At 75.1% G+C, this 201-nt stretch carries 1 protein-coding gene; it reads right to left on the reverse strand.

Annotation, left to right across the window (positions count from 1 at the left end; all coding sequences use genetic code 11):
* Window positions 1-201 (reverse strand): RsmG family class I SAM-dependent methyltransferase (locus QWY29_RS21410; protein WP_300963131.1); only part of this gene is annotated, 201 nt, incomplete at both ends.

The raw sequence follows: 201 nt of genomic DNA on the forward strand, positions 1-201 counted from the left end.
GACGATCTCCTCGTGGACCGTCGCGCCCTTCATCGCGACGAGCGCGCCGCGGGCGTCGACCAGGGGCATGGACCACTCGCGCCGGCGCCCGTGGGGCGCCACCGCACGGGAGGTGACGACGTCGAACCGTCGCGTGCCGTGCAGCGCATCGGCCCGACCGCGGACCACCTCGACCCGGTCGAGGCCGAGCGTCTCGACCAC

Origin of the sequence: Nocardioides abyssi (assembly GCF_030412915.1) — a bacterium.
GTDB lineage: Bacteria > Actinomycetota > Actinomycetes > Propionibacteriales > Nocardioidaceae > Nocardioides > Nocardioides abyssi.